Origin of the sequence: Vibrio sp. T9 (genome assembly GCF_003123985.1) — a bacterium.
Lineage (GTDB): Bacteria > Pseudomonadota > Gammaproteobacteria > Enterobacterales > Vibrionaceae > Vibrio > Vibrio diabolicus.
Window position 1 is genome coordinate 125,565 of the sequence record NZ_NIGY01000001.1, and the last position, 12,682, is coordinate 138,246.

Sequence of the window (12,682 nt, forward strand, 5' to 3'; positions counted from 1 at the left end):
TATCTCCTAAAGTGTGTCGTAGTAATCGCGAATGTGTTGAGTTTCACGATACCCTTTTTTCTTCACGTCTTTTTCAGAAGGCTCAACCGTTTCTGAAGCAACGGCCACTTTCGTGGTTCCCGCAACAACAGCACCAGCAACGGCAGCGGTTGTGAAGCCTTTTAGGAGATCCCTACGGCTTGTGTTTATTTCTTTATTATCTTTCATCATTGCTTCCTTACCTTACGGTAGATCTTTGGAGACTCATGCCTCTCTATCGATATGACCAAGTACTGCTCGATTACTCGTAATCAGTGACGTTTTTCACATCAATTTTTAATTTGCTCTTACTGCTTTTGGTGTTCACGCTAAAGCGCACTTGCTCTAGCGTTAAAAACGCATCGCAAAGCTGCGCAGCTGGCTTGTAGAAGTTCACGCTTTCGGCGTTCTCTAGTTGGCGCGTAAAAGATTGGAACCAAGGGGCGATGTGTTTGTTAAACACCGCTTGTTGAAGTTCTTCCTCTTCACCCGTCAGCATTGCCATCACTTCGCACAGTGCAGAAATATGGTCTTCAGGCTCTTTCACGTTCTCTTCTCGTTCGATGCCTAAAAGATCCAAATCGCGACGAATTTCTGCTAACGGTTTTTCCATCATCGAGCCAGTGCGATGCCAAGACCCGAATGGCACAACTTCACCACGTCCAATGCCAATAAACAGATCTTGATATTCTTCTTCTAACGCTTCTCGCTGCGCTTCGTTCGCGGCTTGTTGCAGTGCGAGCCAAGCTTTTTGCATCGCGCTCTCAGACGGTTCAATTTCTAGCGATTTCAAGAACGCCAGCATTTCATCACTTGGCGCACTACGAAAAAGTGCGGATAGAACGAGATAAATGTCTGTTCTCAGTGTTTGTTCTTGTTGTGTATCCACTGCGAGCTCCTAGTATTTCAATTGATTCATTGGATCAGCAGCCATCGATTCAAACATGTCGATCACACGACAGTCTTCACACATGGCGATGCGATTAATGGCAGCTTCATCAGAGAAATGAGAATGACCACGAAGCTTGTTTTGCAGCATGTCGATCATCGATTGCGGAGCAAAAGGCTTGTGACAGCGAATGCACTCGGCTGCCTTTTCTTCATGAATCACAACCGCTTTCTGGCGTTCTTCTTTCACCCAGTTCATACGAGGAATAAGCGTCAGCACTTTCTCTGGACACGCTTTCTCGCACAGCCCACATTGAATGCAGTCTTGCTCGACGAATTTAAGCGACGGAGATTGGCCGTCCGTATGCAATGCACGCGTTGGACACACCGCCACACAGCTCATACACAACGTACAATCTTTGCTTTCACAAGAGACCGTGCCGTAAGGTGCGTTTGCTGGCAGTTCAACAATGTTCTCAACTGGAATACGCGATGATGACAACGCATCCAACGCCGTAAATAGACGCTGACGTTTGTTACCTTGCAAATCACCTAATGCCAAATCAAAAGACTCGGTACAAAGTGTCGGAGCACCTTCACGTAGTGATTCTAGATACAGAATGTCGATGGTTTCTTTGGCGATACCAAGCTGGTCGAGCAACTCTTGAGCAATACCTACTTCGCTATTAAGCACACGAATAATTGTTTGAGGCATAAAACGCGAAGCCGCAAACAGCACCTGAGTGGCACCGTTCACAAGCGCAGCGAACCAAGTATCAATACCAACCGAAGGCAGTTCTTCCACCACAATTGGAATCACATTATCTGGCAGTGCTTTTAGTGCCATCACGTTGTAGCTCTCGTGGCGAGAACTGCAAATCAATACGATAGGCTCTAAACCACCCGCTTGCTCATAGTTGGCGAGCGTACGTTCAATAAACTTTTGCGTATCTTCAGGGTTTGGCAGTGCGTAATGAATCGCTTCTGTCGGACACGCTGTAGCACAAGTACCGACGCCTTGACATAGGTATGGGTTGATCTCGATGCGATGGCCCGTTTTGTCGCTGCCTTCACTCGATAGTGCCCCTGCCGGACAAGCATCCACACAACGTTCGCAACCTTTTACGCCACGAGAGCTGTGTGCACATAAATCGGTATCTAAACGGAAGAATTTCGGTTTATCGAACGTCCCCATTAAAGTTGGAATCTCTTCCAACGCTTCAGCCAGTTTCGGATAGCCACGACCTACTGGGTAGTAGCCCGGTACTGGGACTTCTTCCGACATGCAGCTGTTAAGGCAAAGATCGAGTACGATATCGAAACAATCGCTATTGATCGCGACCTTGGCAAGATTGTTGGTCGAACCATGATTTTCAATCAGAACTTCAAACGTACCTAAGAACCCTGAAACCTGAACCGAATTGGCGTAATAAAGCTCGGGATTTGTGCCCTTTTCGCCATCGGTAGAAAGCAGCGTTAGGCTGTTCATTTGCGACAATTGCGCTGCCGCACTTTCGATGATTGCCGTTGGGCCCACAATCAAAGTATTACCGCCGCTTTCATAGCTTACGGTTGGTGGAATAAGATTGGTCAACTCTACGGTATTTTCGAAAGCGTACAGCCTCGCTTTACCGTTATTGGAAGTTGCTTGTTCTAATAATTGTTTCAGCATTGCTCAATTCCATTTATGAACATGGATAGTCTTTTCCATCTCTTAGTGTAGTTAGCGCCGGAGATTCTGCTGATTAACTTATCAATGAGCATTCTTATTCCGCCATCTATAGGCGATGAATACTACGCAGTGCGTCCGTGCTAACTTCAACCAGATTGGTATTGAGCAACAAATAGCAAATGTCATGCCAATAAAATATCAATTAAAATTCAATCACTTATATATTTTACCGACAAATAGTAGGGATAAAAAAACCGGTTGAGACATTTTGTCCCAGCCGGTTCATTGAGTGTTTAGTCAAAATGTACCTATTCTTTGTGTGGTATATTTTGTCTCACCTCGTTAGGCGGTGATTCCTCAGCAAAAGTATCACTTTCACCAGATGCTGTATTTATATACAGTTCATTTTCATCTTGGGTAATTCCGGCACTTTTTTCGGCGTTTAGTTCTGAGTCTTCAACCACCTCAGATGCGATATCGTCAGCGTTAAGTTCAGATCCTTGCGCCGTTTCAGCGTCTGGTTCTTCTTCCACTTTTTCTTTAACCCAATCACGCAGCGTCTCTGCGACGTCTTTAGAAAGTGACTTTAAGTTACTGTAATCATCATCGTAATCGTCTAGGCCATCACGCACGTTAAATTCTTCGGACAAGAACATTTTGCGCAGCGCGGCTTTCTTAACACTTTCTGAAGCTTCAGAAACCAGCAGTTGCGCCACAGACATTTCTTCGGGCTTTTCAGCCTCTACACTCGCGGTAATCTCTGGAGCCTGACTAACCTCATTGACGTTCAAAGCGTCTGAGCTTTCGTCAGCGTTTGAAAGCGCTGTGACACTATCTTCGGATTGCTCCGTCTTTGCTATCGGCGTGATCTTTTCGTCATGTTGGGAAGATTCTTCTAATTTACGTTTCGACCAACGGCTTAAAAAACTAGTTGCCATTCGCTCTGCCCGCTCCTTTGCGTTTCTTACGTCTTACTTCTAACAACTCACCGTGGCGACCAATAAAGGCTTCCATCCAAGCCTGAACGGCTAACGGCATATCGTTGGATAGTACAAGGTTGTCGCCATCCATATATTGCGCCGCGACAGATTGTGAAGCCGTTAGTAACTGTATCGCTGGTTTTTCACCAGACTCGACGTTATCCATCACTAAAAAAAGTTTAGGTTGCTGAGAGCTTAAGTTAAAGCGGTAGTCTGTACGCTCGTCTTTATGTAATTGCAACAGACAAACATCGGGAGTCTCTTCCGTCGGATTTAGCGCAAACCCCGTCAACTGCCATTGGGTTGTTACCCAAATCCCTGTACTGATCTCATGCTCAACAAGCTCTACGCCAATTGGCCATGCGTCTTCGGTCTTCTCGTAGTAATTGTTCTCGAAATCTTTCTTATCCGACATAACTCACCCAGTTTTTCTATTTTGGTCTGAAAGCAATCAGGACACTTTGACCTTACTTTCGACCATTTTATTGACTTATAAGCAATAAACGAGCCACACTGATAAAGCTTAGCCTATTCATGTCCTCTGGCTATAAGTACCAAACTAGCCGAAACTCAAATGTACTGATGTGTCATTACTGCGAACTCGCAGTTTTAATGCATTGTTGACATAAAACCTCGCAATTTTTGTGGGAACCGCTATTTTGGAACGAGATTTGCTTTGCTAACCACTTAGCAAGCTAAATGCGTAGCAACCTAACGCTCTTAATCACTAGGACACGACTGTGCTGAAACCAAATATTATTAAAACCAGTGAAAATCCCCTGCAAACCATTGAAGTCGACGTGTACGACGAGTACGGCGAAAAACTGACAAAGCAAATCGCGTGCGAGCGCCCTCTTACGGTCATGCTGAACTGGAAAGAAGTAGTCACGCTCATGACGCTAGGTTCGCGTCCAGAAGCGTTAGTACTAGGTTATTTGAAAAACCAAAGCTTCCTGTCCGATCCAGCAGCGATTGAATCCGTCATTATTGACTGGGAAACGCATTCCGCAGCAGTGATTACTAAAGAAAATACCGAACATTTAGAAGGCGCTCTGAAAAAGAAAACCGTCACATCTGGCTGTGGTCAAGGCACCATGTATGGCAATGTGATGAAACAACTTGAGAACTACCAAGTGCCTCAAGTTCCGATTAAGCAATCAGAAATCTACTCCGCACTAGAAGCGTTGACTCATTACAACGACACCTACAAAAAAGCGGGCGCGGTGCATGGCTGTGCGGTTTGCAAAGGCAATGAGGTATTGTCATTTGTGGAAGATGTCGGCCGTCACAACGCAGTGGATACGCTTGCAGGTGAGATGTGGCTCAAAGAAGAAACAGGTGAAGATAAAATTTTCTACACAACTGGTCGCCTTACTTCAGAGATGGTGATTAAAGTGGCCCAAATGGGCATTCCTGTTCTGCTTTCTCGCTCTGGCGTTACTCAAATGGGGTTAGATCTTGCGAAACAATTTGGCATTACGACCATTGCGCGAGCAAAAGGTTTACGCTTCCAAGTATTTACCGGAGCCGACAAGATTGAGTTTGATGTGAAAGGTGAAAGTGCATCTCGTTAACGAGAAAATAATACAAAACCGTCGATTCGTGTAAACTTATAACAATTGGGATAAGTAAATCATCACGTTATGAAGGCTTAATTAAACGATATAAGTCAGAAATAGCAACATGTGTTGTAGCAATAACAACGCTTGCTTTAATTGATGCTAACTACAGCTCATTCACAAAGGATGTGAACTATGGACAATGACCAACTGTGGAATTTTTTGCTCACGCCCAGTGGCATCATGCTCTCAATGATCATTACATTTGGTGTCGTCGGCATATATGCGTATATAACCGGTCAGTTTAAGGATTAAGACCAATTAAAAAAGCCTCGCTAAATAGCGAGGCTTTTGCTTTTTAAACGCTTTGCGAGTAATTACGCGTCAACGCCACGAGATTTTAGGAACTCAGAGTACGTGCCTTTGAAGTCCGTGATCTTGCCATCGCGGATTTCGATAATACGCGTTGCTAGCGAGTCTACGAATACACGGTCGTGAGAGACGAAGAACAACGTGCCTTTGTATTGCTCAAGCGCGGTGTTCAAAGATTCAATCGATTCCATGTCCATGTGGTTGGTTGGTTCGTCCATTAGCAGCATGTTTGGCTTGTGCATCATCAGCTTACCAAGCAACATACGACCTTGCTCACCACCAGACAGTACTTTTACTGACTTCTTAATGTCGTCTTGACCAAACAGCATACGACCAAGGAAACCACGAACGACTTGCTCGTCATCACCTTCTTGACGCCATTGACCCATCCAATCCGTTAGGTTCATGTCTTCTGCAAAGTCATGCGCGTGGTCTTGCGCGTAGTAACCGATATTTGAGTTTTCAGACCATTTGTACTCACCTGCACGCGGTTCAAGCACACCAGCAAGCGTGTTTAGAAGTGTTGTTTTACCCACACCGTTTTCACCGATGATCGCAACGCGCTCACCCACTTCAAAAATTGCATTGAAGTCTGAGAACAAGTCCTCTTCGAAACCTTGGCTTAGGTTTTCAACAATCAGAGCGTTACGGAACAGCTCTTTCGACTGTTCGAAACGAATGAATGGGTTTTGACGGCTAGACGCTTTAACTTCATCCAGTTTGATCTTGTCGATTTGCTTCGCACGAGATGTCGCTTGTTTTGCTTTCGATGCGTTTGCTGAGAAACGTGCAACGAACGTTTGTAGCTCTGCAATTTGTGCTTTCTTCTTCGCATTGTCGTTTAATAGACGTTCACGAGCTTGAGAAGCTGCTGTCATGTACTCATCGTAGTTACCTGGGTACACACGTAGTTCACCGTAATCCAAGTCAGCCATGTGCGTACATACTGAGTTTAGGAAGTGGCGGTCGTGCGAGATGATGATCATGGTGCAGTTACGCGCATTTAGCGTGTCTTCCAACCAACGGATCGTATCCATGTCCAAGTTGTTGGTAGGTTCGTCAAGCAGCATAACGTCTGGGTCTGCGAATAGAACTTGCGCTAGAAGCACACGAAGTTTCCAGCCCGGCGCCACTTCACTCATTAGGCCGAAGTGCTGCTCCATTGGAATACCCACCGCAAGAAGAAGCTCGCCCGCTTTGGCTTCTGCCATGTAGCCGTCCATTTCAGCAAACTGAACTTCTAAGTCAGCCACTTTCATGCCGTCTTCTTCGCTCATCTCAGCAAGTGAGTAGATACGGTCACGCTCTTTCTTCACTTCCCATAGTTCTTTATGGCCCATGATAACGGTATCGATTACCGTAAATTCTTCGTAAGCGAACTGGTCCTGGTTTAGTTTTGCAACGCGCTCGTTTGGATCGTAACTCACGTTACCGCTGGTTTGCTCAAGCTCGCCGCTGAGGATCTTCATAAAGGTTGATTTACCACAACCGTTAGCTCCAATTAAGCCGTAGCGATTACCTTCGCCGAACTTAACTGAAATGTTTTCGAATAGCGGCTTAGCGCCGAATTGTTGAGTAATATTCGCTGTGGAGATCAAAACCTTTACCTTAGCAATTGGGGTGTATTTAGAAAAACCGGGCAACGGTACTTGTTCATGCTACATACTGCAAGTGTTGTTTTTATTAATTCATCGCTAGTGAAACCATCGCAGTGCTTCTTCAAAGCAAAAAGCTCAAGCACAAATGCGTCATTGAATACAAAAAAGAGCCAGTATTATAACTGGCTCTTTCTTCCGTAATGCTTACAACAAGTGACTAAGCGATATTCGTCACCTCTAGGATCAGCTCGGCTTTTTTAGGTAAATAAATACTGAATTTACTGCCCTTTCCCCATTCCGACTCGGCTTTTAGCTCACCACCCGTTTGGCTGAGGATACTTTGAGAGACCGACAGTCCCAATCCAGTACCCTCTCGCTTCGTCGTGTAAAATGGTGAGAAGATTCGATTCAAGTTTTCTGGCTTAATACCGCAACCCTCGTCAATAACATGAATCGCGGCTCCTTTCACTTCGCCCTCGTCAATCCAGTCTTCACTGACTACGGTTAACGTGCCTTTGCCGTTCATTGCGTGAATGGCATTCATTTGCAAATTAACTAAGATTTGTAGCAAGTGGTGACGGTTTATCTCAACGGACGTATGCGCTTGTAGATCAGTCACAAACTCGACGTCGCGTTTCTTGGTGCCCGTTTTAACCAAGGTGATGCTTTCATCAATGATAGGATTGACATGTTGCCAAGTGATTTCATCTTGAACACCACCTTGGCGACTGTATTGCAATAAACTGCGCGTGATATTGCGAATACGGTCGATTTGCGCGTGAATCGCATCAATCTCTTCTTGTACTCGACTTGCATCGTCACCCAACTCAAAGTGGATCAACTCCACGTTGCCAAGGATCACGGCGGTTGGGTTATTGATTTCGTGAGCAATCCCCGCGGTGAGTTCTCCCAATGCTGCCAGTTTTTCATGAACAACGAGTTTGTCGCGAGTTTGGTTAAGCAATTGAATATGCAGCTCTAGATCTTGGGTTTTTTCTCTAAGGCTTGCCGTACGCTCTTGAACTTTGCATTCAAGTTGCGCTGCGGAGTTCTTCAGTTCAATTTTGCGCTCTTCTAGCGCGTCTAACATATCATCAAACTGTCTGGCTAACTGCGCAAGTTCATGATCGGCATCCAATCCCAACGGACCAATCCGTTTTTCTTTTCCTTGTTGGACCTGCTTCACCACTTTATGGATGCGTTCGATCGGTCGAAACAGATCATAAGAACCGCGATATACCATCACGCCGGAAACCAGCAATAACATAACCGTAATCAAGCTAATTTCTGCAATGTTGGTCATGTAGGCTTTAACGAATGGCCACATTAGGTAACCGGTATAAAGCATACCAATGACGTTGTCGTATTGGTCTTTGATCGGTTGATACGCCGTAATATACCAAGCGTCATACACATAGGCTCGGTCAACCCACTGCTCACCTTTTGAAAGTACTTGGTTATACACTTCTGCGCTCACGCGAGTGCCTATGGCGCGCCCTAGCCTATGCTCGCTGTCTAGAGGAACGTTGGTGCTTACACGCAAATCATCAAGAAATACGGTCAATGTGCCAACCGGACGAAGGCGATCATTATCGCTGAGATAGATTAAGTCGCGAATTTGATCTACCAATACAGTGCTGTTATTGAGAAGCAAACCACCATCAAGAAAGCCGATCAAATCATTCGTTTGGCTATACACAGGAATCACGGTTCGACTGACTAACCCACGCGCCTCCCTGTCTCCATCAGCAAGAATAGGCACTTCTGCTCGTTTGGCGAGTTCAGGATCGAGGCGTTCGAGTTCTTCTTTATTGAGTACATCAAAAAACGATTCTCGCTTAGTGAGATCCATAAAGCGGAATTTGTTTTCCATAGAGTTGACGCGTTGGAAAGAGAGAAAATCTAAAGCATATCTTTTCTTCTGCTCAGTGACCCACTTTTGCAGCTCATCTTGCGGTATCCCTTGATTGATGCGAATACGAAAATCGTATGAGTCAGCAAACGCACGTACGTAATTCGATTGCTTTTGCTGTAACAACGTTACGCTGTTATTCGCAACACCAAGACGTTCAGAAACATCAAACAGTGCATTTTGCCACGTATAATGGATGGACCAATAAATGGTAATCCCGATCAGGGCTATCAAAGTGAGGAAGATAGGTGCGGAGGTTAAAAATAATAAGCGATAACGCACCATGGTTTTAAAACGGTGCGTCCATTTCGACAATCCTTTGTGCTGCGGGCCGTTAGTCGGCATATTCCTCATCCTCAGAATCCCATTCTTTATACTTACGTTCTAAGGTCTTACGCGCAACGCCTAAGTCACGAGCAGCGGCTGACTTGTTGCCTTCGTGCAAATTAACGACCTGTTTTATATGCGCTTTTTCGACTTCTTTCAGAGTCCAGTTGTTTGGATACCCCTCACCGGTGAACTCTCTACCTTCTTTAAATGTCGGTAGTTCAGCAGAGTGAGAAACAGTAATTGACACATTAGGCAATGAGTGTCCACCATTTAGCTCTCGCCAATAATGCGCAGGCGGTTTGCCAAGCAAAATGCATCGCTCAATCAAGTTTTTCAGCTCACGAATGTTTCCCGGCCAATCGTACTCACTCATAGCTTCCATGTCCTCGTGCGCCCATTTTGGCGCAGGCATACCGAGCTCGCGCGTCAGCATATTGCTGAAAAATGGCACGAGCTCAAACAAATCGGTTTTGCGCTCACGCAGAGGACACACTTCGATTTTGAGCACATTCAAACGGTAATACAGGTCACTGCGGAAGTTGCCTTGGTTGACCTCTTCTTGCAGGTTTCGGTTGGTGGCAGCAACGATACGGACATCAATGCTGATTTCTTTTTCTGAACCAACAGGACGGATAGTACGTTGCTCCAAAACGCGTAACAGCGACGCTTGCATTGCAAGTGGCATTTCCCCAATTTCATCGAGGAACAAGGTGCCGCCATTTGCTACGCGGAACAAACCTTCACGAGATTTTTTCGCACCGGTAAACGCGCCCGATGTATGACCAAATAACTCACTTTCAAGTAGCTCTGGCGCAATTGCTCCACAGTTGATAGGCACAAATGGGCCCGTTCGCCCACTCGCCTGGTGAATACCTCGCGCAACCAGCTCTTTACCCGTACCCGACTCACCTTCCACCAAAACAGAAGCTCGCGATGGTGCAAACTGGTTAATCAGCTGCTTAAGCTGACGCGTTTTTTCTGAACCACCGATGATCTCGGAGGTATTGTGACGTTGGTAATCGCGCTTCATGGCGTACTGCATGCGCTCGTTTAGACGTCGGTCCATGCAGCGACTGACCGCTTTTAGCATTTGTTCTAGGTTGAAGGGCTTTAGGATAAAGTCAGAAGCACCAAGTTGAAGTGCGCGAATAGCAATCTCTAAATCCGCATAGCCCGTCATGAAGATCACATCGGCACGTTTGTCGTCATCTTCAAACGCTTCTTCCCACTCAATCCCAGAGCGCCCCGGCAGATTAATATCCAGTAAAATCAGATCATAATGTCGAGAATTACGCAGTTGCTCTGCTTCTTCGATGCTGCCAGCAGTGTCGACATGTGAGAAAAGCTTCCCCAATGCCTTTTTCAAAATGGCTTGCATGCCCAATTCATCATCAACGACCAGTACGGAAAAGGCGTTATATTGTTGGTTTGTACTAATATGGGATTGAGTAGACATATTTACCCCAGATGGCTTCGGATGGGACAGAGTGTACCAAGTTTAAACAGAGATACCCTACAAAAAGTGCGACATTTTGTACCAACGCAAACTTTTGTGCAAATAACCCCATGATTTAGTGCATAAATCGAGCACTTTTCGCTTGTAAAAGGTTGGCATCTTGTTTGCTATAAGGTGGCTACGGGGCGTATTCAAGTGATCTCAGGATGTTGGTGTTTGTTATTCCAACACCCTAAGACAACTTGCACTTTGAACTAATCGCTCTCGCCCAAGAGGCCTCTCCCAATACACCGGGAGAAAAGCCAAAAAATCATTGGAAAGGAACACATAAAATGAAAAAAATTGCGCTAACTCTGGCTGCGACGTCAATCACGCTTGTAAGTTACTCTGCGTTTTCCGCTCAAGATGGCGAGCACGTTCGCCTAGCAACCACTACCAGTACGTACCATTCAGGGTTACTTGATTACCTGCTTCCACAATTTGAAAAAGACACGGGCTACAAAGTCGATGTTATCGCTGCGGGTACTGGCAAGGCCTTAAAAATGGGCGAAAACGGTGACGTAGATTTGGTGATGACACACGCACCAAAAGCCGAAGGCACATTCGTTGAGAAAGGCTACGGCGTTCTACCTCGTAAACTGATGTATAACGACTTTGTAATTGTTGGCCCGAAAGCTGACCCAGCAAAAATCAAAAATGACGAAGGCGTGTTAGATGTATTCAAAGAGATCGCAAACAAAAACGCAACGTTCATCTCTCGCGGCGATGATTCTGGTACGCACAAAAAAGAAATGGGCTTCTGGGCTCAAACTAAAATCGAACCAAACTTTGGCGGTTACCGCAGTGTAGGTCAGGGTATGGGCCCAACTCTGAACATGGCGTCTGAAATGCAAGGCTACACCATGACAGACCGCGGCACATGGTTGGCTTATCAAAACAAATTGGATCTAGAAATTCTGTTCCAAGGCGATGAAAAACTGTTTAACCCGTACCAAGTTATTCTTGTTAACCCTGAGCGTTACCCAACAATCAACTACCAAGGCGCGAAAGCATTCAGTGATTGGTTGGTGAACCCTCGTGGACAGGAGCTTATCAATGGTTTCCGCCTAAACGGTAAACAACTGTTTGTTGCGAATGCTGAGAGCAAATAACGCAATATGAATCTTGCTGATACAACACTGGAAGCGCTTCGCTTACTGGTGAATTTTGATGCAGACCTATGGGAGATCGTTGCGGTCTCCTTTAGTGTTTCTATCACGGCAATATCTTTAGTGGTATTGCCGGCTATTTTGATGTCCTTTGTACTGGCGTATACCGACTTTCGTGGTAAATGGTTTTTGCTGTCGATCGTGAATACGCTGCAAGCGGTTCCTACCGTCGTGATTGGCCTTTTGCTGTATATGTTGCTATCACGCGCTGGCCCTTGGGGAGATTGGCAAATGCTGTTCACTCAGAAGGCGATGATCTTCGGCCAAATGGTGATCTGCTTCCCTGTTTTGGTATCGATGATGCATGGTGCATTGCAATCTAGCGACCGTCGTGCAGTGGAAACCGCCATCACCCTAGGCGTCTCCATTCCGCGCGTGGCAGCTACGATGATTTGGGAAACCCGCTTTCCTCTACTTGCAGCTATCATTGCAGGGTTCTCACGTATCGTAACCGAGGTGGGCTGCTCAATGATGGTAGGCGGAAACATTATGGGCGTGACGCGCAATATTCCGACCGCTATCGCAATGGAAAGCAGCAAAGGTGCTTTTGCGCAAGGAGTTGCATTAGGAATTGTATTACTATCTTTAGCGTTGGCACTAAACTTCTTCTTATCAAGCATGAGAGGCAAAGGCTACCTCAGAACATAAAACATGAAGCAAACAAACGACTCACCATTAACCCCATGTAG

Annotated in this window: 11 protein-coding genes; 3 read left to right on the plus strand and 8 right to left on the minus strand. The window is 45.7% G+C overall.

From position 1 onward, the window contains the following. Positions 1 to 6 precede the first annotated feature (6 nt). From CBX98_RS00560 to CBX98_RS00580, 5 genes are all read right to left on the minus strand, one after another. Entirely contained in the window at positions 7 to 207 is a 201-nt protein-coding gene (locus tag CBX98_RS00560; protein WP_005396171.1) for a twin-arginine translocation signal domain-containing protein, read from the minus strand. A 73-nt stretch (positions 208 to 280) separates the two neighbouring features. Continuing rightward, entirely contained in the window at positions 281 to 907 is a 627-nt protein-coding gene (locus CBX98_RS00565) for a molecular chaperone (RefSeq protein WP_005495048.1), read from the minus strand. A 9-nt stretch (positions 908 to 916) separates the two neighbouring features. Then, entirely contained in the window at positions 917 to 2,578 is a 1,662-nt protein-coding gene (locus CBX98_RS00570) for a 4Fe-4S dicluster domain-containing protein (RefSeq protein ID WP_109168348.1), read from the minus strand. A 308-nt stretch (positions 2,579 to 2,886) separates the two neighbouring features. Next, positions 2,887 to 3,516 carry a DUF3306 domain-containing protein gene (locus CBX98_RS00575; RefSeq protein WP_109168349.1) on the minus strand — a complete coding sequence of 210 codons (630 nt, stop codon included), beginning with the start codon at positions 3,514 to 3,516 and terminating at the stop codon, positions 2,887 to 2,889. Then, positions 3,506 to 3,973 (minus strand): DUF3305 domain-containing protein, encoded by a 468-nt coding sequence (locus CBX98_RS00580; RefSeq protein ID WP_025499918.1) that lies wholly within the window; start codon positions 3,971 to 3,973, stop codon positions 3,506 to 3,508. The genes CBX98_RS00575 and CBX98_RS00580 overlap by 11 nt, the downstream gene beginning before the upstream one ends. Before the next feature lie 325 nt (positions 3,974 to 4,298). Between CBX98_RS00580 and CBX98_RS00585 the strand changes: the two genes are divergently transcribed. Continuing rightward, positions 4,299 to 5,132, plus strand: coding sequence for a formate dehydrogenase accessory sulfurtransferase FdhD (locus CBX98_RS00585; RefSeq protein ID WP_109168350.1), 834 nt, complete (start codon positions 4,299 to 4,301; stop codon positions 5,130 to 5,132). Positions 5,133 to 5,494: 362 nt separating this feature from the next. Here CBX98_RS00585 and CBX98_RS00590 read toward each other — a convergent pair whose 3' ends face one another. The 3 genes from CBX98_RS00590 to CBX98_RS00605 all read right to left on the minus strand — a co-directional run bounded on the left by CBX98_RS00590 (position 5,495) and on the right by CBX98_RS00605 (position 10,785). Further along, positions 5,495 to 7,087, minus strand: a complete 1,593-nt coding sequence (locus tag CBX98_RS00590) for an ABC-F family ATPase (RefSeq protein WP_017634911.1) — start codon at positions 7,085 to 7,087, stop codon at positions 5,495 to 5,497. Positions 7,088 to 7,304: 217 nt separating this feature from the next. Beyond that, positions 7,305 to 9,344: a cache domain-containing protein gene (locus tag CBX98_RS00600; protein WP_109168351.1), complete on the minus strand. Its 2,040-nt coding sequence runs from the start codon at positions 9,342 to 9,344 to the stop codon at positions 7,305 to 7,307. Next, the gene (locus CBX98_RS00605; protein ID WP_005396186.1) at positions 9,334 to 10,785 is read right to left on the minus strand and encodes a sigma-54 dependent transcriptional regulator; all 1,452 of its coding nucleotides are present in this window, start codon (positions 10,783 to 10,785) and stop codon (positions 9,334 to 9,336) included. Before CBX98_RS00605 ends, CBX98_RS00600 begins: the two co-directional genes overlap by 11 nt. 332 nt (positions 10,786 to 11,117) lie before the next feature. Here CBX98_RS00605 and CBX98_RS00610 point away from each other — a divergent pair, with 332 nt between their 5' ends. Both CBX98_RS00610 and CBX98_RS00615 read left to right on the plus strand, forming a co-directional pair. Next, positions 11,118 to 11,936, plus strand: coding sequence for a substrate-binding domain-containing protein (locus CBX98_RS00610; RefSeq protein ID WP_005396187.1), 819 nt, complete (start codon positions 11,118 to 11,120; stop codon positions 11,934 to 11,936). Between the two features lie 6 nt (positions 11,937 to 11,942). After that, complete coding sequence (locus CBX98_RS00615; RefSeq protein WP_005396188.1) at positions 11,943 to 12,641, plus strand: ABC transporter permease; 699 nt, start codon at positions 11,943 to 11,945, stop codon at positions 12,639 to 12,641. The last annotated feature ends 41 nt before the right edge of the window (positions 12,642 to 12,682 follow it).